Here is a 24,377-nt window from a genome sequence, read left to right as displayed (position 1 = left end):
CAATACAGCTATCCCAGCTGTATTTTTTTGTAAGGAATTCATATTATTGTTTTGTAAAAAAAATGAAATCCCATTGCCAACTTTTAGTTAATATTGTATTATTGTGAATAATCAGACATATATATTAGACAGGTTTTAGTCTAAGGGTAGAGATGCGGAGAATCCCTGTGACCAATAAAATGCATGCCACATTTTTGTGCTGCAGTTTATTGTTCATGGGTTTTTTTATGAAAAAAAGGGGAGGAATGGGCATGAAAAACAAGGTTTTATCATTCGTTTTAGTGTTGATGGTTGTTCTTGCCGGATGTGGCAGCAGTGATACCGCCGGGGGTGAGACGACGGAAATCGATTTCTGGTTTCCAGTAGCGGTTGGCGGGGATGTAGCGAAGATCGTTGATGGGTTTGTGGCTGATTTCGAGAAAGAGAATCCTGACATCAAGGTAAATGCGAAATATGGTGGCAGTTATGCTGAAACGATGACACAGGTCATGGCATCGGCACAGGCAGGAAATTCACCTGAGCTTGCTGTACTATTCTCAATTGACCTGTTCACATTGCTTGAGAACGACTTGATTGAGGAATTGACGCCGATGTTCGAGAAAGAGTATTTGAATGATTTCTATGATGGATTCATGGCGAACTCTTCCATCGATGATAAGGTGTACAGCCTGCCATTCCAGCGCAGTACCATCGTCCTTTACTATAACAAGGACGCCTTCAAGGAAGCCGGACTGGATCCGGAAGCGCCGCCTGAAAACTGGGATCAGCTGGTGGAATACGGGAAGAAGCTGACGAAAAATGGAGGCAAGGATCAGTGGGGACTCGAAATTCCGAGCACCGGCTACCAGTACTGGATGTTCCAGGCTTTAGCGCTTCAGACCGGAGACAACATCATGTCTCAAGATGGAAAGGAAGTACACTTCAATGCACCATACTCGAAAGAAGCGATGGATTTTTGGTTATCCCTTGGAAAGGAACATAAAATCATGCCCGAGGGTGTCATTGAATGGGCGACGGTTCCTTCTGACTTCCTGAGTGGAAAAACGGCGATGATGTACCATACGACCGGTAACCTGACGAACGTGAAGAACAATGCGGACTTTGATTTCGGAGTGTCATTCCTGCCGGCGAACAATGAGTATGGTTCCCCTACTGGAGGAGGAAACATCTACTTGTTCAAAGATCTTCCAAAAGAGAATAAGGAAGCGGCCATCAAATTCATGAAATTTCTTACGGAGCCTGAGCGTGTTGCCCAGTGGTCGATCGATACAGGTTATGTAGCCACAACCGAATCAGCTTATGAGACCGACTTGTTGAAGAAGTATGTAGAGGAATTCCCTCCTGCACTGGTTGCCCGCGAGCAGCTCGAGTACGCAGAAAGTGAACTCGCAACCTATCAAAATGGTGAGGTGCAGAAAATCTTCAATGATCATATTCAATCGATCCTGACGGGACAAAGCCCGGTTGACGAAGGGTTGGACAATGCACAGAAGAAAGCGGAAAAAGTATTGGAGCCTTTTCAGTAATAAGATAGTGACCGAAGAGTGAATGGAGTGAGGCTCAGGTGGGCTTTGTGTTTACTTGAGCTCCTGCTTCACAAGAAAGGTGGGGACGATCAATGACGACGAAGCAAAGAAAACTCAGTACCGGGGCAAGAAATAATCTGTTTGCCTACGGGCTGCTGTTTCCTTCTTTCATATTTTTGAGTTTATTTACGTTTTACCCGACGCTCAAATCGATCCAGTTAAGCTTCTACAGTGGCCCGATGACCAGGCTGCAATTTTCGGGACTTGAACAATATAAAGGAGTTTTGGAGGATGAGATATTCCGGAAGGTCATTCTGAATAATATCCTCTTCATGATCGGTACAGTACCGACAAGTTTGTTCCTGGCGATGTATCTTGCCATCTGGCTAAATAAAAAAATGGCCGGAAGCTCTTTGCTTCGTACGTCATTTTTCTACCCGACGATTGTTCCGTTGATTGCGGTGGCAAATATTTGGCTTTTCATCTACACCCCTCAATATGGACTGCTCGATAACTTTCTGCACATGTTCGGCAGGGGGGACACGAACTGGCTGGGGGATCCGGGTACCGTCATGATCGCGATGATTGTCATGATCATATGGAAAGATGCTGGATTCTTCATGATTTTTTATCTGGCAGGTTTGCAGAATCTACCGAGGGACGTGTACGAAGCGGCTGAGATGGAAGGGGCGAAACCGTTCCAGATGTTCCGTCATATCACCTTCCCACTGCTGATGCCGACGACGCTGTTCGTCATGATTGTGGCGATTACGAATTCATTCAAAAACGTCGACCACCTGTACATAATGACCAAGGGTGGACCGGATAACGCCAGCAATCTATTACTCTACCATATCTATGAAGCGGCATTCACGAATTGGGATCTAGGTAAAGCAGCGGTGCTCACCGTGATTTTAATCGTCATCATGCTCGGTATCACAGCATTCAATTATTTGTATCTAGATCGGAAAATCCATTATTAAGGAGGGGAAGATTCGATGAAAAAATTAAACTATGGCATCATCATTTTTTTAGGGATCCTTTCATTCATCCCCCTTCTTTGGGTCATCATCACCTCTTTCTCTCCCGGGAATCAAGTGATCAATGGAGGTTTTCCGTTCTTGGTCTCGAATCCAACGGTTGAAAACTATGTCAACGCGTGGAAGACTGCACCCTTTTTGCAGTATTACTTCAATACATTCGTCATCGTTTTTGGGGTATTGATTGTCCAGTTAGTCACCGTTACGCTTGCGGCATATGCGTTTGCACGAGTGAATTTCAAAGGGAAGAATGTACTGTTCATCCTGTTCCTACTGCAGCTGATGATTCAGCCTGAAATCCTGTTGTTCCCGAACTATCAGGTGATCAGCCAGCTTGGGCTTGTCAATACAAAACTCGCCGTCATGATGCCATATTGGGCTTCTGCATTCGGGGTATTCCTCATGCGCCAGACGTTCAAACAGGTCCCGTTCGATCTTGATGAAGCGGCAAGAATGGACGGGTGTAAATGGTATCAAACACTGTGGCATGTTTACATCCCATCGGCGAAACCGACCTATATAGCATTCGCCCTGGTATCCGTCAGCCATCATTGGAGCAACTTCATGTGGCCGTTGATCATCACGGATTCCGTCGAGTCCCGCCCATTGACTGTCGGACTGGCATTATTTGCTCAATCATATGAAACGGGGGCACAATGGGGAATGGTCGCTGCCGGTACGGTAATGGTCATCATGCCTTTAGTGCTCGCCTTCTTCCTTTTTCAGAAACAATTCGTATCAAGCTTTATGCACTCAGGAATTAAATAGGGGGTGATCTGATGCACATTCATTTCTTAGGAACGGGGAGTGCCTACCCTGGTTCCGAACGCGACAATACATCGATCTGTTTCTCCAATGATGACTATTCTGTGCTGGTCGATGTCAGCGGCAATCCTTGCAGGAAGCTGAAGCAGCTGGAGGTGGATTTAGGGGAGCTCGATGCAGTGGTGTTCACCCATTTTCATATTGACCATATTTATGGATTGCCGTCCTTGCTGTGGGGGATGTGGCTTGAAAATAGGAAAAAGCCTTTAAGGATTCTTTGTGATGATCGGAATGAGAAAAAACTTCAGGAATGGCTGTCAACGATGGAAGCAGATCAGTGGCCGATTGCTTTTACCATTAAGGTTGAAACCTTTGACGGTGATCGTGAAAGTGAACTTCTTGCTGGCGGCGGGATGACGTTTTCGTGCTTTAAGGCCCTTCATTCTGTTCCTACTGTGGGGCTTGAAGTGCGATATGCCGGCCGCGTCGTCGTGTATTCGAGCGATACGGAGATCAACGCACGAATCCGACGGTATGACCATATAGATATGTTAATCCATGAAGCGACTTCTGCCCGTAATGTGGCAGGCAACCACAGCAGTCTCGTTGAAGTTGCAGAGAAATATGATATGGATAAGATCGGGAAAATCGTTCTCGTCCACTTATCCGACCAAGAACCGTATGAAGAAGAGGTGGCAAAGTTAGGCACTTCAAAGGTCATCATTGGCGAAGATCTGATGACACAACGGGTATAAATGAATAGATACAAGGATAAAGATCAGGAGATTCCTTGGGTATGGCGAAATCCAATTGTTCAATTGGAGAAATCGTCATGCGCAAGGGATTTTTTATTTGAAAGAGGGGGTACAGATGAAAAATCTCAAAGGATATATTTTTGACTTGGATGGCACCGTATATCTTGGCACGCAATTAATAGAAGAAGCAGACACCATCATCAATTCTCTTCTTGATGAAGGGAAGAAGGTGCTGTTCCTCACAAATAAGACGATTGAATCCCGACGGCGTTATGTGGAGAAGTTGAACGGCTTCAATATCAAAGCTACCCTTGAGAACATTTTGAATCCGACGCTTACGTTGATCGACTATTTATCTGAACATCATCCAGATGCCACATTGTACGTGATTGGTGAGCAGCCGATCAAGGATGAATTGACGCTTGCCGGATTCAAGGAAGGAATGGCTCCATCCGAGGTGGATGTCGTCGTGCTCTCGTGGGACCGGGATTTTCATTACGATCATTTGAATTTTGCCTATCAGGCGATCAAGCTCGGTGCGAAGATGATCGCGACCAATCCTGACAGAACCTGTCCAGTGGAGGTTGGCGATGTTCCGGATTGTGCCGGGATGATTGGTGCAGTGGAAGCCGTTGTGGGGAGAAAGATTGATGTCCAGATTGGAAAGCCTTCTAAGCTGACCATCCAGGCAGCTCTAAAAATATTAGAACTTAAGCCGGAAGAGTGCGTGATGATCGGCGACCGCCTTGAGACGGATATCCGGATGGGCATCGAAGCCGGGATGAAAACAGCACTTGTGCTCAGCGGGGTCACGACCGAGGAGGATTTGAGGGGAACGGTTTGGACGCCGGATTATGTGTTGCCTTCAGTTAAGGGGTTGTTATCGGATAAAAAGATATAAGAAAAAGAGAAGCTGTTATGCCGGGCACCCAAGCAAAACAACGAGCTTGAACGTCAAACTCGTTGTTTTTTTATGTAATCAACACCCCCTTTTGTGTTTCCACCATAAATCAACCCACAAATATTTGTGGCTCGAGCACGTTGTTTCGGAGCCACTATTCCAGCTATAATTTTCTTAAGATTTACATTTCTTCGTTTAATCACCTCACACTTGAGGTAACAGTCACTATAAGGAGGTGTTGTAATCATGGAAGCAATCAGTAAGCGTTTTTTCTTGTTTCTTTCTCACAATAAGGCGTTGGATAAGATGGCCAAACGGTGGGGGTCAAGATTTGGGGCTAATAAGCTTGTAGGGGGAGAAACCTTTGCACAAGCGATTCCATTGATTACGCAATTGAACGAAGAGGGGTTCCAGGTTACGGTCGATCATCTTGGTGAGTTCGTCGATTCCACAGAGGTGGTGCGGGAGAATGTCCAAGGATGCATCCAGAGTATCAGTGCTATTGCGTATCACGGGCTGGACACTGAAATTTCTGTGAAACTGACTTCCCTGGGATTGGATATTAGTCAAGATCTTGTCTTGGAAAACATGGAGTTGATTCTCGAGAAGGCGAAAGAAAGCGGAATCACGGTCACCCTCGATATGGAGGATTCCTCGAGGTGCCATGCCATCCTTGACGTTTACAAGAAGCTCCGTCAAAAGTACGACAATGTGGGGACGGTGATTCAATCCTATCTCTATGTTTCAGAGAAGGATGTGGATGAACTCAATCAGTTCTCCCCTTATTTGAGGCTTGTGAAGGGTGCATATAATGAATCGGGTAAAGTGGCGTTCCAGGAGAAGAAAAAGGTGGATGAGAATCTGAAACATCTCATCAAGAAGCAGCTCTTGAACGGCCATTATACTGCGATCGCAAGCCATGATGAAGCGATCATTGATTACACCATCGGATTAGTGAAAAAGCACAATATTCCGAATGACCGCTTCGAGTTCCAAATGCTTTACGGAATGCGGAACCAATTGCAATCCGAATTGTTAGAAAAAGGATACACCGTCCGCATCTACCTGCCATATGGCGAGGATTGGTTCGGGTATTTCATGCGACGTCTGGCGGAACGGCCGGCAAACATCGCATTTGCATTAAAAGGAATCTTCAGCAAGTAACATCCAGACAGAATGAAATCAGAAAGGAATGTGAAGAGAATGAGTAACGGAATTTACAACATCCCAAAACCTACAAATGAGCCTGGTAATACATATGCCCCAGGTACGAAAGAAAGAGAAACGTTAAAAGCTGAATTAGAACGCCAAGCTGGTATCGAGGTTGAGATCCCTGTCATCATCAATGGCGAGAAAATCAAGACAGATACAGTGAAGCAAGTGGTAATGCCACATGATCACAAACATGTATTGGCTACCTATTCACAAGCAGGTGAGAAAGAGCTTCGCGATGCAGTGGAAGCGGCAATGGCTGCGAAGGATTCTTGGTCCAATATGCCATGGCAGCACAGAGCATCCATCTTCTTGAAAGCGGCTGATTTAATCTCCGGTCCATACCGCGATGTCATCAATGCAGCTACGATGTTAGGTCAATCCAAAACAGCGTATCAAACTGAAATTGATGCTGCACAAGAATTAGCGGATTTCTTACGCTTTGGCGTTGATTATGCAAACCAAATCTATCAAATGCAGCCAGATAGCATGAAAAACATCTGGAATCGTTTAGAATACCGTGCGTTAGATGGTTTCGTATTAGCGATCTCTCCATTTAACTTCACAGCAATCGGTGGAAACCTGCCTTCAGCTCCTGCCATCATGGGGAATGTGGTTGTGTGGAAACCGGCAACAACGGCTGTACTATCAAACTACTACTTCATGCGAATCTTGGAAGAAGCTGGACTGCCTAAAGGCGTTATCAACTTTGTCCCATCACGTGGTTCACAAGTATCAGATGTGGTGTTAACAGACCCACGCATGTCTGGTTTCCACTTCACTGGATCAACAAGCGTGTTCCAGACGATTTGGAAGACAGTCGGCGAAAACATCACAAACTACAAATCGTATCCTCGTTTAGTTGGGGAAACAGGCGGTAAAGACTTTGTCTTTGCTCACGAAACAGCTCAAGCAGACAAAGTTGTCGCTGCACTTGTTCGTGGTGCATTCGAATACCAAGGTCAAAAATGTTCAGCAGCTTCTCGTGCTTACATCCCTGCAAGCATGTGGGAAGAAGTGAAAAATGGTGTCGTTGAAGAAACAGCGAAGCTTAAAGTAGGGGATGTAAGAGACTTTAGAAACTTCATGGGTGCGGTCATTGACAAAGCTGCCTTTGATTCTATCACAAGCTACATCGACTATGCGGCTGATTCTGAAGAAGCTGAAATCATTGCCGGTGGTACGTATGATGATTCAGTTGGATACTTCGTTCAACCGACTGTCATCGTAACAACGAATCCAAACTTCAAAACGATGACCGAAGAAATTTTCGGACCGGTATTAACGATTTATGTATACGAAAATGAACAATTAGAAGAAACACTGACTTCAGTGGATACAGCTTCTATGTATGCATTAACGGGCGCAATCTTTGCGCAAGATCGTGAAGCGATCATGCACTTGGAACGACGTCTTTCCGGTGCAGCTGGTAACTTCTACATCAATGATAAACCAACTGGTGCCGTGATCAACCAACAACCATTCGGTGGTTCACGCGGTTCCGGTACAAACGATAAAGCAGGCTCTATTTTCAACATGATTCGTTGGACCAGCCCTCGTATCATCAAAGAAAACTTTGCTCCAACAACAGATATTGTCTATCCGTTTATGGATGAAGAATAAATCGAACACGATAAGCTCTCCCGATCAGGGGGAGCTTTTCTTTTTTTATTCGGGGATTTAACGCTATAATAGGAATCATAAACACTCGTGGAAAGGTAAGATTCCTATGGAAGCAATTGATGTAATCCTCCAAACCGAAGATATTCATAAAGCGACGGAATTGATCAGCTCAAAATTAGGCAATCCCGTCATCATAGAAAACAAAAATTTCGAACTGATTTCATACAGTTCCTCTTCTAATAAATTCGATCAAACACAGCAAAAGACGATCCTCACGAAAAAATGTCCGGTCTTCATCATCGATCGACTGAAAAAAGAGGGAATCGTACACCAGCTTGAAAAACATTCCGATCCGATCCGGGTTCAAGCGATGGAAGAGTTAGGATTCCACCAGCGTGTCGTCATCGCGGCAAAGTACCTGGGGAACACGATGGGATATATCTGGGTCCAGGAATCCAGCCGTCTCCTCGAAAATGAAGAGCTCGCTTTCCTTGAAGAAATCTCCCCTCACCTGGGAAACCTGATCAATGATATGTACGCAAAGGTCAATATCAAAAAGGACAGAAAAGAAGAAGTACTATGGCATCTCCTGCAGCACGAGTACGGAAGCGAAAGCCAACTCCGTCATGATGCATCCCTTGTCAAGCTGACACTGCCGGAACGGTTCACGGTAGCAGTTTATTCGATTGCATCGTCGCAATATAAGCCTATGCTCGACCAACTTGAAAAGCTGGTCCAGGAATCCAGCTTCCATACAAATATTTACACCTTACGAACGGAATACCAAGTGATCCTCGTTCTCTACGGCAAAGCAGACACACCGTCTTCTTCCCTGGAATTAGCCAGAGATCTAGTTGAAAAGGTGAAAGAGCAAACAGGCGAGGAAGAATTCTACAACTTCCTGATCGGAATCGGTAAGGAATACACAACGTTATATCAAATGAGAAAGAGCTTTTTGGAAGCGTCAGAAGTCATTGAAACGGCTAACTTCATCAGTCCGCGACCTGAATCGATGCCCCGGGAATTCGCTCAATTGGGCATTTATCGGTACCTGCCAACGCTTTATGAGAAAAACACATCAAAGGACTATTACAGTGATGATTTGCTGGTATTGATTAAGAATGATGTGAAGAAACAGACAGACCTTCTTAAGACACTTGAGGTGTACTTGGCGAATGATGGGAAGGGTAAACAAACCGCGAATGAATTGTTTATCCATCCGAACACGTTGAATTACCGGATTAAAAAGATACAGGAACTGACTACGATTGATTTTAATGATTTTAATATGAAGGTTTATTTGTATACGGAGTTGTTGTTGTTAAATAATGTGGAAGCTTATTATCAGCGATACAAGGATGCTTTGAAGGGGATTTGACCATCTTAGCCTGTGAAGAATTTATTCCAATGGGGTATTTACAGTGAAGAATAATGTAAATGTAGGATATACCATATTTAAACCAACAGGTGTGAAGCACAATTTTACAAAGGTCGATCTAACAAAGAAACAAGTAACAGGAACCGTTTCATACAATAAAGTATTTCGGATCCAAAGAAATATTATGATGAAATGTTTTAATTCATGATAAAGGTACAGAGTGTTATTAATTCAAGCGGTTGCTATATAGCAATCGCTTTTTTCTTTTTTTCATTTGTAGAGAGGGGACGGTTCCGTCTCTACTTTTTCATTTCTACAATTCCCCCTGAAAGCCAAAAAGTAGAATAAGTAACCTCCCCGGTTTGCAGGTTGTTATGCCGTTAAAGGGCCATTTAATTGAAGAAACGTTAATAAAAAAATTAGCTTTTGCAGGAAAATGACGACTTATGTAGAATGTATGTTCTTATGATTATTAAGGAGGTTTAAGGGAATGGATGTCAAGTCTCTTACTATAAATAAGCAAAGTTGGGATGAAGTAGCACATCGTTTTTTTGGTCGAAATCCCCTTCCCGAATATGGGCCACTGGCACCTAGTGAGGAAGAGTTAAATTTATTTGGAAATGTTACAAATCTAAAGGTATTAGAAATTGGTTGTGGTAGTGGGCATTCTCTACAATATATGGACCAAAAGAATGCTGGTGAATTATGGGGGTTGGATCTGTCGAGTAAACAGATTGATGCAGCAAAAACATTATTAAAAAATTGCAATTCACCGTTAAAGTTATTTGAATCTCCTATGGAGGATAATCCTGGTTTACCAACTAATTATTTTGACATTGTTTTTTCTATATACGCACTTGGATGGACAACTAATCTAGATAAAACATTAGCAAATGTTAATAAATATCTAAAGCGAGGTGGGATATTTATCTTTAGTTGGGAACATCCAATTTATAACCGAGTATCTAATACAAATGGTACCCTAACTTTTAATAAATCCTATCATGAGGAAGGTTCCTATCATCATGAAGCTTGGGGTCATCCTGCAATCATGCAACAATATAGAATAAGTACATATATCAATACATTGATCAACAATGGATTTAAAGTTGAAAGAGTTGTTGAGGATGTTTGTTTGTCCGATGAAGATATCCAAAGACACACAAACAGATGGTATTCTTATGAGAAGGCAAAAGCGCTGCCTACAGCTGTTATTATCAAAAGTACAAAGTTGTAGTTTGAAATAATTTTTAGAAGTGAGATTCTTCATATTTCGTTTCCTTTTCTTCGACTATAGGGATAGTGGAAAAAGCAATAAGAGAAAAACTTTTAAAATGATAGGCTTTTAAACAGGGGGAGATAAAATGATTTTAGAAGATAAAAGGAGACCATATATGGTTTTGGAGAAGGTTATAAAGAAGACCAATATTCAGAGTGAGTACAAGACTTTTGTAGAGGAGTATACAGCTAGCTTGCTTTCAGAGTTCAATGGGAAGATTCACAGTATTTATATGTGTGGCTCAATTCCTAAAGGTACTGCTAAGCCATTTAAGTCCGATGCAGATTTTACAATAGTATGCGAAAGACCAGAAGATATAGATTATGATAGAGTATCATGTCTGAAGGACCAGATTTTACAAAAATATCGATTAGTAACTAAGGTTGATACGGTTATTTGTTCACTGGATGATGTAAGAAGTAAGCCCAATGAATGGGGATTTTGGATCAAGATAATCTGTGTTTGTATACATGGTACTGATATTGGCGAAGAAGTACCGCCTATTCTTATATCACCTGAGTTCATATTAGACTTGAATTCAGACACTCAAGAGGCAGTGAATCGCGTTCGCGGTTTTCTATCTAATGCCAATGATGACACACTGAAATCTAGATATACCAAAGGTTACTCAAAGAGATTAATTCGTGCATTATACTCTTTGGTTTTAGAAGATACAGGGGTTTGGCAAGATGACATTACTAAGATGAAGAGTGCCATATCAGATTATTGCAATATTGATTCAGCTTTAGTTGACTATCTGTATGCGTGTTACTTGGATAGTAATGTAGATGTTGAAGAATTTCTGGGGATTGCAGAAGAAGTATATAGTTATATTGAGAAGGCTTTAACTGCATTGGCTGCTTCCAGAACTACTCCTTCAGAAATATAAGTTTTTCTCGTGCAATCTCGCTTATTGGCAGATAATTATCGTTGCATTTGTAGCTGGATTTTTATTGGGTTTGAATAAACATAACAATTATCATGATGAACATATATTAGAGAATAAAAAACTGGTACAAACATTAATTTTGATATCCAATAATTTTCTATCCGTTGATAAAGTATATGAAAAAGGACAAGGTTTGGGATGCTGATTATTAACTATATTATTACAAAGCGTTATTCAAGTAACGGGGGCGTGGATCTAAGAAGGATTAACGCTTTTTTTGTTGAAGTTATTGGATTTAAGGGCAGAATAGTTGAAAAAGAAATTACTATGCCATTTTATGAATGGGGATATTTAATGCTGAAAAGGAAGTATGGCGACCGTGCTAATTGGAAGCGAATTGATAAGAGGAAATACGCACAAACCTATCTAAATAATAATGAATTCAACGGATTTATCACTTTATTAAACACAATTAAAGTTAAAGAACCATTAATAACTCATTATGAAGATAAAGAAATATGTATTGTTGATAATGGTTATATGTGGCTTCAACAGTTTCCTTTGGAGAAAAATCATTCAGTAACAACAATGTTTGATGCCGATGGGAACGTCGTACAATGGTATATTGATATATGCCTTGAAAATGGAGTAGAAAATGGTGTTCCTTGGATGGATGACCTGTACTTAGATGTTGTGGTTCTACCTTCTGGGGAGGTCATTATACTGGACGAAGATGAACTAGAAGATGCTTTAACAAGAGGTTTGATTTCGAAGAATGAATATGATTTGGCTTGGGGTGAAGTGAGAAAAATTACGAAACAAATAAACACCAATGAATTTGTTTTAACGAAACTATCAAATGCACATAAAAGAATTCTGGAAAAAGAACTTGTATGATGTTGATGAACTAACGAGTGCTTCTGCGAACAAGCAGTCGCCCTGCAATGTTCAATTATTGGGCAGGTTTATTGAAGAAGCAACATATAGGATTGAAACTTTTATCAGAAAAATCCGTATAGTTATTAAAGTATTACACAAGGGGGTGTCAATTTGGATACTAATGTCCAAACATCTCAAAACGTTCGAGTGGTGACCAAACAAGAAGTGAGTATGAGGAAATTACTAAACATAATAGGAATATTCATTTTTGCTGGATTAGCATTAACTAATCTAACAAATCCACTCCCTTCATCGGATTACACCAAAGAATTTTTACTATTTATTGGTGGGAGTGCTATAACCTATTATACTTTAGTCAATGTCTACTTCATTGGAGAAATAGGTAGAAGGGTAGTTCTTACAATTCTTTTTGTATTAGGGTCTCTTAGCATATTTATGGCTATCTACCTTGCGACTAAGCCAATATCACACTAATAGCGATCTTCAATTATAGGGGGCGTTGATCTAAGAAGGATTAACGCTTCTTTTTGTTGAAGTTATTTATTGGACTATAGGAGCAGTTTAATGAAGTCATTAGCAGGCTACAATCTCCAATTTTTAATAAGGAGCAAAGTATTTATGAATTTTTTGAATGGGGAGTTCACCGTTAATTTAAATGGAATTGATCATTGGGTAAAAGTTGAGGGCATTGAAAATAGAACAATACCATTGATTATTATTCACGGGGGACCAGGCGGTAATCACTATGTTTTTGAAAGAACTGCAGGACCTTTGTTATCGCAAACAAGGACAATAATTTATTATGAACAGCGTGGATGTGGTAGGTCCAAAAAGCCAGAATCGGATGAAGATTATACAATTAATCATCTTATTAGTGATTTTAAAGAATTAAAGAGATGGTTAGGGGCAGAAAAGGTAGATCTTCTTGGATATTCTTTTGGCGGAGAGTTAGCCCTTGAAATTTCAAGTGCACTCCCTGAAGAAATAAACCAAATTATTCTGTCAGCTCCTAGTTTAATGAATACTGATATTCAAAAAATGATTCAAATAACAGGTTTTATGTCCATAGCACCCCCCTCTTTATATAAAGAAATTTCTATGCTTCATCAAGAAGGAATGGTTTTAGGAGATATCTATAACAATGTTTGGGAGCTAGTTGATCCTGAAACTGTCGATTCATTATTATTTGAGAATAAAAAAGTGGCAGGAAGAAACAGAGAGTTATGGGAAGAAAGTAATATGATGAATACAGGCTTAATGATGAACGCCCTCACAAACAATCCGTTAGAAGTTCCTTTATTATTTCGCTTAGAGGAATTAAAAAATCAAACGATAATAATTACAGGAGTATTTGATAGAAATACAGGTATACCTATTTCTAAAATCATACATAAGAAACTTAGAAATAGCAGCCTAGTATTATTTGATAAAAGTGCACACTTTCCTGACTTAGAGGAAACAGGGAAGTTTGTAGAGGTAATACAAAACTTCTTAGAAGCTAAATAACTAACATTCAATATAAAAGGGCAATAGCTGAAGATCGTGAGCAGGTCATCAGTAATATCGATACTCCATTAAAGGAGCAGTTTAATGGAATATCGAAAACTTAATAAATTTGGCTTTCGTCTAATTCATAAAGGGGGCATAAAAATCAAAAACTGTATGTATTTAATTATGGTTGTTTTGTTACTTGTAGGATGTTCTCCTGACTCTAGGGACTCAATTGTTTATGAGAAGCTAGAAGTGTCACAGGAAGAAGCTGTTCCAGAAAGAATACTTTTAACGAGAGAAGAAATGGACAATAAAAAAATGCGATACAGTGAGGTAAAGATAGCAGAGGTGGGTGAAGAAGCAGCTAGGTTGTCTGTTGCAGATAGTTTTTCTGGGTTAAATGACCACTTTTCTTCAGGAGTTATGGATGTTTTAGATGGAGAAGACAATAAATACCGTGCAATTTATATTGGGGAGAATTATCAAGAAAACTTTAATGCTGAGAACGAGTATGAGAAAGCAGTTCTAAAATTTTATCGGTCAAAGGACAAGGAAGATGAAAGACCCTTTATCGATTTTATGGAAATGGATTAGATTTTGAGTTGTTCCTTTAAAGAGGGCTATAGCTGAAGATCGATTGGGTAGCTGAACTTTAGCTTTTTTTCTATGTTCAGTTATAGGGCAGTTTAATGGAAGAAGATAACGTAAAATAAAGTTGGATTTTCTCTATAAACTAATAGGGTAGGTGTTTTTTAAATGAAAGAAGATGTTAGAGAACTAATTCATACAAGGAAATTAGGGGTAGCTGAATCCGATATAAAAGCAGCAGAAGATAAGTTAGGTGCAGTTTTTCCAGAACAATATAAAGAACTTTTCAAGTTGGTTAATAATGCAGAAATAGGTGAATGGATACTTTATCCTATCAAAGACAATAGAAATCCTAAAAAGACCTGTGATGATATTGTTAGACAAAATGCTGAAGTCAGAGAAGATTATATGTTGGAAGATTTAATTGCAATAGGTGATGACGGTTCGGGAGATAGATTATGTCTAAAAGTAAAAGACGGAATAATGGGGGATATAATTTATCTTTGGTATCACGAAGATGGAGAACTTGAAGAATATGCTCCTGATTTGAAAGAATTTATAATTTCAATATCAAAAGAAGAGAATGAGGATGATTTTGAGGATGAATAAATTCGTATTCAACTAACGGTAGCGCTAACGGAATAAGAAGATATTAAAATAAACCCCCAGACTCTTAGTTCTGGAGGTTTAACTGCTAAATACATTGTTATTTAACTGCTATTTCTGCTGTGAAATTGGATGACAATTTGTTTTTATTTCCTAAACGGACCCCCTGAAATTGATCGCCACTTCCTTTTACGTGCTATTCAATCCCCTTATCATCCTTCATCAATTTCTTCATATCGATCTTAAGCATCCGGTCCATCGGATAGGTGGTCGTATAACGATATTTATCTGCCCCAGATTCAAAAACGACATAGAGCTCTTTTTGTACTTCCACGATTCCCTCAGGCATCGGAATGGCTTCTATGCTCTGACGCGGTTTTGCCGTGTGGCCATCAAGGAACCAGAGAGGTACTTGCTTTCCATCAATGGTTACATGGGCATGAGGGTCTTCTTTTAACGGGTATTCATATCGGTATAGAACGCTGTCGTTGGCTCTTCCGTAGGAGGTGCTGAGAGTGACGCCGTTCCTTGCCGCCTTCTGCATGATCGCTCCCTGGACTTTTCCTGTTGTAGAGAGAACGTAATCCGGCACGGCATTGTGGTCAGGCGAGCCATTCCAATGCTCTTCACTAAGCATGTCGTTGTTCCGTTCCAAATCAAATCCGATCATCCAGGCGTAATGCATTTCCCCTTCCCGGTTCTCGATATGATGAGAGGGATCGGTCGGGTAGGCGTTTGCCTCATAGAATTCCCCGACCCAGAGGATGCCTTCATCATATACGGTGTAAGCTGCTTCGACCGGTAATGGAGTTTGTTTAGTGAACTGGATTTCTCCGTTATTTTCTGCTTGTTCCAGGTCGCTTAAATTGAAGCTGAACAAGTGATTTTCGGATGCTACCCAGCCGTGATCACGACTGACGGTGACTCCGCCTGCATGACCGGTATACGGTGTGCCGTCCGTATTGTAAAGAACAACGGATTTCACCAATTCTCCAGTTGTACGATCTGTTACGGTAATGGTACCCGGCCGAATCCCATCATCGACGTAGCTTACGGTAAGCAGCCAGTCTTTTTTCTTATAATAGGTCAATCCTTGAGGAACGAGTCCCTGGGATAGTCCTGCGATCACCGGTCCGTCGGAACTGATATCCCATAAACCTTGGTAGGCGGGATCTTTTTCATGTTCCCACCGTTCCAGCTGCGTGATGATCTGGTGTTCCGGTGTGACGGATACAGAATCTGATTTCTCCGATACATTCCCTGATGTATCCTCTGCACTTACTTGTAACGAGTATGTTTGATTACCAACCAATGTATAGAGTGTAAATTCCGTCTTGGATGGATCTACGGAGTATTCAAGTTCGCCATCTTTGTAAATGTGATAACGGTATAGATCGGATTCAGGTGAAGCTTCCCAGGTTAAAACGGCTTCCCCGTTGCCCGGAGCTGCCTCAAGGTTGGTCGGTGATTGCGGTGGTTCTTCATCTGACACGGGACGATCCGGTGCTTGATCTTCAACAACCCATCCCGGAGTCGGATATTGGCCAGCTGCCAATTTTTCCATTGTCCGGGTATTATCTTTTGGATAGGTATAAGTGACGGTTTGTTTTAGAGAAACGTCCTCTCTGGTATATTCTGCTCTGACGACTTCGAGTCCATCAGGGTCATAAACGGTCAGGGTATTGCCACCGTTGACCAGGCCGGCGATATCCCCGAGGACGATCGTATCCTCTTCTTGAAGATATTTGCTTTTGTACGAATAGAAATAGTTATAATTGAAAGCTTTGAGGGAAATAGGGTTGATGGCTGTATTTCTAGTCCAAATCACCACTGTATCCCAAGGCTTCAAGATGTGAGTGTCCCGGATTTCTTCATCCCAGTTATAGGAAGCGAATCGATACCCCTTCAGATCGATCGGGTCCGGGCTGTTGTTATATAGCTCAAGGTATTCGAAGGCATCATAACCTGCGTAGTTATCGGTGTTCGGAATCAATTCGGTGATCAGCAGGTTGGGTGTCGGTACGTTTTCTGTCGGACCTGTGACGAGTGGTGCTGTAGCTTCCGATTCGTTTCCGACTTGATCGAGTGCCGTTACCTCGAAAGAGTACTCCCTGTTCAATTCCAGAGGGGAGATAATCAAACTCTTCTTGTCAGGGGCGACTGTACCGTAAAGTGTTCCGTTAATGTAGACGCGGTATCCTGCAAGATCACTTTCTGTATTGGTGGTCCACAATAACTTGACATGATCACTGCCTGGAGTTCCTTTCAGTCCGGTTGGGGTGGCAGGGGCTTCACTGTCCACGACCTCCTGTGGGACAGCCCGGACTTCTTTTGTTGCCGGGGATTCGTTACCTTCCGAGTCCACAGCCGTCACCCGGTATGTGTATACCTGCCCATTTTCCAATCCATCGATGGTTGAAGTGGTCGTGTCCGTTGAAGTAGTCGTTCCATCCGAGTGGTAGATCGTATAGGAGACTGCACCTTCTGAAGCTTCCCACTCAAGGGTGACCGATTGGTTGGCGGGAGTTGCAGTCAGGTTGGTTGGTGTCGCAGGACCTATCACTTGTTCAGCCAGCAGGGTGCCAGGAGTCGGTTCTTCATCGTTTCGGAGCTTCTGCATTGCTGCTGAGCTAGTTGCCTTGTAAATGATACTTCGGTTTGTGATGCCATCGACTACCCTATCATTGATGAGCGCAGTACTGAGAATATTGTCCTCCGCATCCGCAATCCCTACCTGGCGAAGGCTGCTGTCATGCAGTCCCTGACCGGAAGTCGTCAGTTTGATTTCGTATACGTCATCGGGAGTGAGGTACATGTCATAGTTGGAGTTGAAGTCCCACAGCGGTACATCAGGATAAGCGAATTTCTTTAACCAGAGGACCAGGGATTCTTTCGGCTGGATGGTTTTGTCTTCGGTGGGCCATCGGTTGGCCGGGCTTGAGAAGTTACTCGTGAAGTATTGGAGTTGATAATCTTGTAGATTGATGGCTTCTGAGGTCGTATTATAGATTTCGACGTACTCATAGGGCTGTCCGGAGCCAGCGGATTTGGTGACGATTTCTGTGATGACAAGAGGCGGGGTGGTTTCATTCGCACTCGCGCTGTGAGCATGAAGCAATAAGAGTCCTGCGATTCCTAAAGCAAGAAGGGCGACTATAGGGCTGATAGATCTGTTTTTCAACTTCATTTCCTCCTTTTAAAATCGTATTTATGTATAAATGAAAAGAACCCCATGGCAATGGAGTGCACGATCATCGTACACACGAATTGACACAGGGTTCTCCTCATCTCTACCCGCTATATAATCTTACTAACTCCATCATACAATGGGAGATTGAGAGTGGCAATGCACATTCTTTAAAATTTAGAATTTTTAGATATATCATTGAAATGAGAGAAAGATTGATGTATGATTAAAGGAATATTAAGAGGAATGAAGCTTGGTAGGAAGAGGAGAAGAGATCACCTATGAAGCGAACTGTATGGTTTTTTCACTTTGGAGTGGGGAAATCAGGCATTCGTTTTGTGGCGCGATCTCTTTTTCATTTAAGGAGGATGGCGGCATGGCGCATTACATGAATGAAGCAACGGAATTTTTCTGGCAGCATGATATCTATTTCAGGATACTGGTCAGTGCTGTATTAGGGTTCATCATCGGATGGGACAGGACATCGAAAAATAAACCCGCTGGTTTAAAAACATATACATATGTATCGGTGGCCTGTACATTGATCACAATCGTCTCGATCGAAGGGGCGAATATGCTCAGTCAACCGGACAGCGGAAAAGTGATGGATCCGTTTCGTCTGGCGGCGCAGATCGTATCGGGGCTCGGTTTCCTCGGAGCCGGTGTGATTCTGAAAGATGGATTGCGGGTGAAAGGACTGACGTCGGCTGCGATGATTTTCTACGTTGGGGGAATCGGGATTGGTATCGGAGCGGGGTTCTATTCCATTGTCATCTTTGCGACATTCGTAACCTTTATCATTACGAAGATAGGAAACTTCTTTGAAGAGCATGAAATCACGTCATTTCCTCTTCCATGGACACGGAAAAAAAGTAAGACAGAAGAGGAAGAAGAAAAAGTAGGAACATAAATACAGGTGGAGCTCAACTTAACAGGGGTTGAGCTCTTTTTTTTGGTTAAAAATCCAGATTCCAGAGCTTCGGATCACCTGAAGAAATGGCGAGGGCACCGGCTCTTAGTCCATTCAGAATATCTTCCTTATTACTGATCAGGCCACCAGCGATGATGGGCAGCGTAGTCATGGTCGTCAGTTTATCAATGATGGACGGCATGAGACCAGGAAGGACTTCAATCGCATCCGGCTTGCAGTTCTGTGCGATATCAATTCCTTTGTCAAGGGCATTGCGGTCGATAAGAAAAAGCCGCTGTATCGTCATCAATCCTTCTTCCTTTGCATATTTGATCAGGTTGCTCCTCGTCGTGATGATGCCAGCGGGCTTCCAGATTTCTGCTATGTATTTAATGGCACTCTTCGTATTGGACAGCCCATCGATGAAATCAATATGTATAAACGTGGTTTTACCGGCTTCCTTCAGTTTTTTCAGATACCCGTCCATTGTAATCAAATTACCGGTTAGGATGAAAACGATGTTGGCGTTTGACTGTATGGCTTTGTCGAGGTCCTTTTCTTCCTTGATGGAAGCGATGACCTGGGATTGAACGATGTCGATAATGTTTGGTTTTATGACCGTGGCCCCCTTTTAATAATCTGAATAGTGTTTTTTCTTTTAGTATAGCATAGTTGTTTATGGGGGTTGAGAGGAATAAGCAAAGGTAGAGTGAAGGTCCTTCCTCTACCTTTGCTTATCGTATCTACCTACGATCACCCAAAATGCCGTAAATCGGAAAGAAAAAGAGGAAGAATAGAAGGCGGGGAAGAATCATGTTCACCAGTAAAAAGCAGAGCCCGGTAAATTCCCTAAGCTCTGCTTTGCTTATTTGTTCAATTAATCTTTACGCTTTCACTAAAGATTCCTTGCCATAGAAAGCGGCTTTAAATAGCTCTTTCATTTGTTCTTCACTAGTCTCACGTGGATTGGTGCCTGTGCATGGATCTTCCATAGCGTTTTTAGCCATTGTATCAACATGCTTGTTGAACTCTTCTTCGGATACACCGTAGTCCTGAAGGGTAGTAGCAAGACCGAGATCTTGGTTCAATTGATAGATATATTCAACAAGAGAATCAGTCAATTCGGTATCGTTATTGCCTTTCAGGTTAAGACGGCGGGCGATTTCAGCAAAGCGATCTTCCACGACCTCACGGTTAAACTGGATGACGTAAGGCAGGTAAATCGCATTGGCATAGCCATGCGGAATGCCGAACGTTGGACCACTTTTGTGGGCAAGACTGTGCACATTACCGAGTACAGCATTGGCAAAGGCCATGCCTGCCATTGCTTGAATAGTGTGCATTTTCTTAGCAGCTTCCTGGTCTCCCTGATAAGAAGCAAGAAGATTATCTTTGATCACTTCGGCTGCGCCTAGTGACAGGATATCCGTATACATTGTGCGCGGTTTAGCTACATATGCTTCGATTGAATGCGTGAATGCGTCCATACCGGTATAAGCAGCAATGTGCTTCGGCAGTTCTTTAATCATAACCGGATCGATAATGGCGACATCCGGTGTTAGTTCGAAGTCAGCAACTGGATATTTCACGTTCGTGGTTTCATCGGCAAGAACAGAAAGGTTGGATACTTCCGAACCACTTCCGCTTGTCGTCGGAATACCGGCGAATTTCGCTTTATTGCGAAGACGCGGCAGTTCGAATGGTTTAATTGCATCTTCAAAAGCAAGGTCCGGGTGCTCATAATAGAGCCAGATTGCTTTGGCAGAATCCATTGCTGATCCTCCGCCGATGCCGATTATCCAATCCGGCTGGAACTCCTCCAGGTCTTTTGCTCCTTTTTTAACCATTTCAAAGGTCGGCTCTGTATTGTAACCTTCCAAAACTTTTGTTTCTATATTGGCAGCTGCTAGGTGTTTCTGTACCTTGGTGAGGTTTCCGTTACGTTTAACAGAACCTCCTCCAATAACAAGTGCGGCTTTTTTACCTTCAAAAGACCGTAACACTTCAAGTGCATTCTCTTCGAAATAAATATCGCGTGGAATGGTAAATCGACTCATAGTAAAAATAGCCTCCTTAAGTTTTATTGATTGATTATCGTTTTTAGTGAAAATATTACCCCTGCCGTTCATCAGAGGGCAATGGAATGTAATATTCCCATTTCTTGAATGTATAAAACATCCAAGATTGCTCGCAAAGTATCTGGAAAGTTTCATAACGGACTTGTGGTAAGAACGAATTCACATACGAATGGAAGGTGGAAATCAGCATGGTACTTGCTCCAAATTTAAGATCTCTCCGATTTTCATAAGATGGAAATTAACTTTAAGTCTCTTTTTTAATTTCTGCTATTTTTTTGTGGTTGGGCAGAATAATAAAAATATTTTCTTCTAGTAAATTAGTGAATTGAAACGAAATGAATGTATTAGCCAATTGAAGACTGGTTATAGTGACCCTAGTTGAATAGTCCTATATAATACAAAATATTCAAAAACAGGTTTGACAAACCAATTATAATCATTTACCATTACCCTAATGCTAAAACGCATCATAACTTTAACTTAATAAAGCGATATCTTCTTATCCAGAGAGGTGGAGGGACTGGCCCTGTGATACCTCGGCAACGGGTTCTTATATGAATACCGTGCCAATTCCATCAAGTCATTTGACTTGAAAGATGAGAAGAGCGGGACATATACATATTTTTGTGCCTCTCTTCTTATGAAGGGGGGCACTTTTTTATTTGAGCCATGATCGTCAACAAGAAGAATACATAGCGAAAGGAGCAAGTCTTATATGATCAGAGTTCAGAATGTTACGAAAGTATTCGAGACGAAGGACGGCCCATTTACGGCATTGAAGAATGTTTCCTTCGAAGTGAAGAAGGGAGAGATTTATGGTGTGATCGGATTCAGCGGGGCGGGAAAAAGCACGCTTGTCCGCTGTCTCAATTTTTTAGAGAAACCATCATCGGGTGATATTTTCATAGAGGGGCGCAGCCTGAAAGATCAGTCGGCAATCGATCTGAGGCAGGAGCGGCACCGCATCGGAATGATTTTTCAGCACTTCAATCTGTTTCAATCCCGGACGGTGGCAGGGAATATCGCCTATCCTCTGAAACTTGCAAAATGGCCAAAAGAAAAGATCAGCGAGAGAGTAAAGGAGTTGCTCGCGTTTGTAGGACTTGAAGATAAAGCGAAGCATTACCCGGATCAACTGTCAGGAGGGCAGAAGCAAAGGGTGGGGATAGCAAGAGCCCTGGCGACATCGCCTTCGATTCTACTCTGTGATGAAGCAACATCTGCACTTGATCCTCAGACGACTGAATCGATTCTGAATTTATTAAAGAGAATCAACGCGGAGTATGGCATTACGATTGTGATGATCACTCACGAAATGGGGGTCATCCGGGAGATCTGTGATAAGGTCGCGGTTATGGAAAATGGGGAAATCGTTGAAGAGGGAAGCGTCTTCGATATCTTCTCCAACCCGCAGAACCCGACGACGAAAAACTTTGTGAAGAGTGTCATGAATGATCAGCTGCCGGCATCGGTTCTTGACAAATTGAATGACAGCACAGAAGGGCGCATCTGCCGCCTCATTTTCAAGGGGGATTCGACGGGCACGCCGATCCTATCCGAAACGGCAAAGAAATTCGATGCCCACATCAATGTGTTATTCGGCCAGATCACGGAACTCCAGGGCAAGCCGTTTGGGAATCTCATCGTACAGATCATTGGCAGCAAGAACGAAACGGAAGAGATCCTGGATTATTGGAAGAATAGATTATTCGTGAGCGAGGTGGAGAAGCGTGCAAGTTAACTGGGAATTATTCTGGCCAAAAATTATAGAAGCGACATGGGATACCTTGGCAATGGTGTCATTCTCCCTTCTATTTGCAACGTTGATTGGGCTTCCCCTCGGCATCATCGTTGTGGTGACGAGAAAGGGGCACTTACTTGAAAATAAAGTCGTCTTTTCCATATTGAGCAGCATCATCAACGTGTTCCGCTCGGTCCCGTTCATCATCTTGATGGTGGCCATCATCCCCTTTACAAGATTGGTAGTGGGTACATCGATCGGAACGGCGGCAGCGGTCGTGCCGCTTGTCGTATTTGCGGCACCGTATATTGCAAGACTGATAGAGAGCGCCCTCCTTGAAGTGGAACCGGGTGTCATTGAAGCGGCGGAGTCCATGGGGGCCGGGCCGTGGCAGATCATCTTCGGAATCCTCATTCCGGAAGCATTGAGTACACTGGTCCTGAATATCACGATCGCGACCATCGGCCTTGTTGGTGCATCGGCCATGGCCGGGGCAGTCGGAGGCGGTGGTCTTGGAGATCTGGCCATCGCTTACGGATATCAGCGATTTGAAACATCCGTCATGATCGTGACCGTCATCATTTTAATTGTGATGGTGCAGGGACTGCAGACAGCAGGAAATACATTATCAAAAATCATCAGAAGACGTTAGGAGAGAGGAATATGAAAAAATCAATCAGCCTGGCAAGTATCGCCATTCTATTAATCACCCTTATATTGAGCGGCTGCTCGGGAGACAGTGCATCCGGCTCAGGTGAAAAAGAAGTTGTTAAAGTCGGAGTGAATGGATCCGGGGTGCCGATTTGGGAGTATATGAAGGAGAAAGCAGCGAAGGAAGGAATTGAAATCGAGATTGTGGAGTTTGCCGATTACGTGAGACCGAACCAGGCACTGGCCGATGGGGATATCGACCTGAACGCCTTCCAGACGATTTCGTATTTTGATTCTTTCGTGGAAGAACATAATCTGGATCTTGTACCGATCGGCTCGACGATTATCGCGCCGATGGGAATCTATTCGGAAAAATATAAATCGGTAGAAGACTTACCGAAAGGCAGTAAAGTAGCCGTTCCTCAAGAAGCGACGAACCTTGGTCGTGCCCTTCTCCTGTTGGAAGAAGCAGGGTTGATCAAGCTAAAAGAAGGATTTGATCAGTCACAGGGTCTCGAAGCCATCAAGGAAAACCCGAAAAAACTTGAATTCACACCGGTCGTCGCTGCCCAGACCCCGAGGGTACTGCCGGATGTGGCGGCATCGATCATCAATAATGGTGTGGCGGTTGAAGCAGGGATGGTCCCGGTTGACGACAGCATCTATATCGAAGGGGCGGAATCCAAGCCGTTCATCAATATCATTGCCGCACAGGAAAAAGAGAAGGACAACAAGACCTATCAAAAGATTGTGGAGCTCTATCAGCAAGATGACGTAGCAGAACATATCAAGAAAACATACAAAGATTCCCTGATCCCGACATTCGTGCCGGTCAGTGAATTACATTAGGAGGGAAA

General features: G+C 42.6%; 22 protein-coding genes and 1 riboswitch. Of the genes, 19 read left to right on the top strand and 3 right to left on the bottom strand.

The genetic code is table 11. From position 1 onward, the window contains the following. Positions 1–245: 245 nt before the first annotated feature. The 15 genes from TV75_RS13950 (at position 246) to TV75_RS13880 (ending at position 14,956) form a co-directional block, all read left to right on the top strand. Entirely contained in the window at positions 246–1,526 is a 1,281-nt protein-coding gene (locus TV75_RS13950; RefSeq protein WP_044339472.1) for an ABC transporter substrate-binding protein, read from the top strand. 92 nt (positions 1,527–1,618) lie between these two features. Further along, complete coding sequence (locus tag TV75_RS13945; protein ID WP_044339396.1) at positions 1,619–2,509, top strand: carbohydrate ABC transporter permease; 891 nt, start codon at positions 1,619–1,621, stop codon at positions 2,507–2,509. 15 nt (positions 2,510–2,524) lie between these two features. Beyond that, on the top strand, positions 2,525–3,334 hold the full coding sequence (locus tag TV75_RS13940) for a carbohydrate ABC transporter permease (protein WP_044339395.1): 810 nt from the start codon (positions 2,525–2,527) through the stop codon (positions 3,332–3,334). Between the two features lie 11 nt (positions 3,335–3,345). Next, a complete protein-coding gene (locus TV75_RS13935) occupies positions 3,346–4,086 on the top strand; it encodes an MBL fold metallo-hydrolase (RefSeq protein WP_044339394.1) in 741 nt (246 codons plus the stop codon). 115 nt (positions 4,087–4,201) lie between these two features. Further along, positions 4,202–4,987 (top strand): HAD-IIA family hydrolase, encoded by a 786-nt coding sequence (locus tag TV75_RS13930; RefSeq protein WP_044339393.1) that lies wholly within the window; start codon positions 4,202–4,204, stop codon positions 4,985–4,987. 246 nt (positions 4,988–5,233) lie between these two features. Beyond that, positions 5,234–6,151: a proline dehydrogenase family protein gene (locus tag TV75_RS13925; protein ID WP_044339392.1), complete on the top strand. Its 918-nt coding sequence runs from the start codon at positions 5,234–5,236 to the stop codon at positions 6,149–6,151. 39 nt (positions 6,152–6,190) lie between these two features. Continuing rightward, positions 6,191–7,822, top strand: a complete 1,632-nt coding sequence (gene pruA / locus TV75_RS13920; protein ID WP_044339391.1) for an L-glutamate gamma-semialdehyde dehydrogenase — start codon at positions 6,191–6,193, stop codon at positions 7,820–7,822. Between the two features lie 106 nt (positions 7,823–7,928). Then, complete coding sequence (locus TV75_RS13915) at positions 7,929–9,200, top strand: PucR family transcriptional regulator (protein WP_044339390.1); 1,272 nt, start codon at positions 7,929–7,931, stop codon at positions 9,198–9,200. Positions 9,201–9,690: 490 nt separating this feature from the next. Continuing rightward, positions 9,691–10,437, top strand: coding sequence for a class I SAM-dependent methyltransferase (locus tag TV75_RS13910; protein WP_044339389.1), 747 nt, complete (start codon positions 9,691–9,693; stop codon positions 10,435–10,437). 157 nt (positions 10,438–10,594) lie between these two features. Then, positions 10,595–11,368 (top strand): nucleotidyltransferase domain-containing protein, encoded by a 774-nt coding sequence (locus TV75_RS13905; RefSeq protein ID WP_044339471.1) that lies wholly within the window; start codon positions 10,595–10,597, stop codon positions 11,366–11,368. A 198-nt stretch (positions 11,369–11,566) separates the two neighbouring features. Continuing rightward, positions 11,567–12,265, top strand: coding sequence for a DUF402 domain-containing protein (locus TV75_RS13900; RefSeq protein ID WP_253275543.1), 699 nt, complete (start codon positions 11,567–11,569; stop codon positions 12,263–12,265). Between the two features lie 153 nt (positions 12,266–12,418). Beyond that, the gene (locus tag TV75_RS13895) at positions 12,419–12,742 is read left to right on the top strand and encodes a hypothetical protein (protein WP_253275542.1); all 324 of its coding nucleotides are present in this window, start codon (positions 12,419–12,421) and stop codon (positions 12,740–12,742) included. A gap of 90 nt (positions 12,743–12,832) precedes the next feature. Further along, on the top strand, positions 12,833–13,774 hold the full coding sequence (locus TV75_RS13890) for an alpha/beta fold hydrolase (protein ID WP_082051283.1): 942 nt from the start codon (positions 12,833–12,835) through the stop codon (positions 13,772–13,774). A gap of 84 nt (positions 13,775–13,858) precedes the next feature. Further along, positions 13,859–14,353 (top strand): hypothetical protein, encoded by a 495-nt coding sequence (locus TV75_RS13885; protein WP_044339387.1) that lies wholly within the window; start codon positions 13,859–13,861, stop codon positions 14,351–14,353. Positions 14,354–14,515: 162 nt separating this feature from the next. Further along, positions 14,516–14,956, top strand: a complete 441-nt coding sequence (locus TV75_RS13880; protein ID WP_044339386.1) for an SMI1/KNR4 family protein — start codon at positions 14,516–14,518, stop codon at positions 14,954–14,956. A 193-nt stretch (positions 14,957–15,149) separates the two neighbouring features. On the opposite strand, the gene TV75_RS21560 is transcribed toward TV75_RS13880, so the two are convergent. Continuing rightward, on the bottom strand, positions 15,150–18,134 hold the full coding sequence (locus TV75_RS21560) for a lamin tail domain-containing protein (protein ID WP_172655770.1): 2,985 nt from the start codon (positions 18,132–18,134) through the stop codon (positions 15,150–15,152). 382 nt (positions 18,135–18,516) lie between these two features. Between TV75_RS21560 and TV75_RS13870 the strand changes: the two genes are divergently transcribed. Beyond that, a complete protein-coding gene (locus tag TV75_RS13870) occupies positions 18,517–19,050 on the top strand; it encodes an MgtC/SapB family protein (protein WP_253275541.1) in 534 nt (177 codons plus the stop codon). A 46-nt stretch (positions 19,051–19,096) separates the two neighbouring features. Here the strand turns inward: TV75_RS13870 and TV75_RS13865 are convergent, their stop codons facing one another. Both TV75_RS13865 and TV75_RS13860 read right to left on the bottom strand, forming a co-directional pair. Further along, a complete protein-coding gene (locus TV75_RS13865) occupies positions 19,097–19,618 on the bottom strand; it encodes a glycerol-3-phosphate responsive antiterminator (protein WP_301280431.1) in 522 nt (173 codons plus the stop codon). Between the two features lie 316 nt (positions 19,619–19,934). Beyond that, the gene (locus TV75_RS13860) at positions 19,935–21,107 is read right to left on the bottom strand and encodes an iron-containing alcohol dehydrogenase (RefSeq protein WP_044339384.1); all 1,173 of its coding nucleotides are present in this window, start codon (positions 21,105–21,107) and stop codon (positions 19,935–19,937) included. Between the two features lie 517 nt (positions 21,108–21,624). Next, a riboswitch (SAM riboswitch) is annotated at positions 21,625–21,731 on the top strand. Positions 21,732–21,843: 112 nt separating this feature from the next. On the opposite strand from TV75_RS13860, the gene TV75_RS13855 reads away from it, so the two are divergent. From TV75_RS13855 to TV75_RS13845, 3 genes are read left to right on the top strand one after another with little or no spacing between them, the layout of a single operon-like run. After that, positions 21,844–22,869: a methionine ABC transporter ATP-binding protein gene (locus tag TV75_RS13855; protein ID WP_044339383.1), complete on the top strand. Its 1,026-nt coding sequence runs from the start codon at positions 21,844–21,846 to the stop codon at positions 22,867–22,869. Next, a complete protein-coding gene (locus tag TV75_RS13850) occupies positions 22,859–23,521 on the top strand; it encodes a methionine ABC transporter permease (protein WP_044339382.1) in 663 nt (220 codons plus the stop codon). Before TV75_RS13855 ends, TV75_RS13850 begins: the two co-directional genes overlap by 11 nt. A gap of 11 nt (positions 23,522–23,532) precedes the next feature. Beyond that, entirely contained in the window at positions 23,533–24,369 is an 837-nt protein-coding gene (locus TV75_RS13845) for a MetQ/NlpA family ABC transporter substrate-binding protein (RefSeq protein ID WP_044339381.1), read from the top strand. Positions 24,370–24,377 lie beyond the last annotated feature (8 nt).

This window comes from Rossellomorea aquimaris (genome assembly GCF_000935355.1).
Classification (GTDB): Bacteria; Bacillota; Bacilli; order Bacillales; family Bacillaceae_B; genus Rossellomorea; species Rossellomorea aquimaris_B.
Note: the sequence above shows the minus strand (reverse complement) of the source record. Positions and strands in the feature narration are given on the sequence as shown.

Coding starts and splice junctions, on each gene's coding strand:
- TV75_RS13845 (WP_044339381.1), top strand. CDS start 23,533: ATGAAAAAATCAATCAGCCTGGCAAGTATCGCCATTCTATTAATCACC.
- TV75_RS13905 (WP_044339471.1), top strand. CDS start 10,595: ATGGTTTTGGAGAAGGTTATAAAGAAGACCAATATTCAGAGTGAGTAC.
- TV75_RS13890 (WP_082051283.1), top strand. CDS start 12,833: ATGAAGTCATTAGCAGGCTACAATCTCCAATTTTTAATAAGGAGCAAA.
- TV75_RS13940 (WP_044339395.1), top strand. CDS start 2,525: ATGAAAAAATTAAACTATGGCATCATCATTTTTTTAGGGATCCTTTCA.
- TV75_RS13860 (WP_044339384.1), bottom strand. CDS start 21,107: ATGAGTCGATTTACCATTCCACGCGATATTTATTTCGAAGAGAATGCA.
- TV75_RS13855 (WP_044339383.1), top strand. CDS start 21,844: ATGATCAGAGTTCAGAATGTTACGAAAGTATTCGAGACGAAGGACGGC.
- TV75_RS13910 (WP_044339389.1), top strand. CDS start 9,691: ATGGATGTCAAGTCTCTTACTATAAATAAGCAAAGTTGGGATGAAGTA.
- TV75_RS13950 (WP_044339472.1), top strand. CDS start 246: ATGGGCATGAAAAACAAGGTTTTATCATTCGTTTTAGTGTTGATGGTT.
- TV75_RS13880 (WP_044339386.1), top strand. CDS start 14,516: ATGAAAGAAGATGTTAGAGAACTAATTCATACAAGGAAATTAGGGGTA.
- TV75_RS13915 (WP_044339390.1), top strand. CDS start 7,929: ATGGAAGCAATTGATGTAATCCTCCAAACCGAAGATATTCATAAAGCG.
- TV75_RS13925 (WP_044339392.1), top strand. CDS start 5,234: ATGGAAGCAATCAGTAAGCGTTTTTTCTTGTTTCTTTCTCACAATAAG.
- TV75_RS13945 (WP_044339396.1), top strand. CDS start 1,619: ATGACGACGAAGCAAAGAAAACTCAGTACCGGGGCAAGAAATAATCTG.
- TV75_RS13885 (WP_044339387.1), top strand. CDS start 13,859: ATGGAATATCGAAAACTTAATAAATTTGGCTTTCGTCTAATTCATAAA.
- pruA (WP_044339391.1), top strand. CDS start 6,191: ATGAGTAACGGAATTTACAACATCCCAAAACCTACAAATGAGCCTGGT.
- TV75_RS13870 (WP_253275541.1), top strand. CDS start 18,517: ATGGCGCATTACATGAATGAAGCAACGGAATTTTTCTGGCAGCATGAT.
- TV75_RS13900 (WP_253275543.1), top strand. CDS start 11,567: ATGCTGATTATTAACTATATTATTACAAAGCGTTATTCAAGTAACGGG.
- TV75_RS13930 (WP_044339393.1), top strand. CDS start 4,202: ATGAAAAATCTCAAAGGATATATTTTTGACTTGGATGGCACCGTATAT.
- TV75_RS13935 (WP_044339394.1), top strand. CDS start 3,346: ATGCACATTCATTTCTTAGGAACGGGGAGTGCCTACCCTGGTTCCGAA.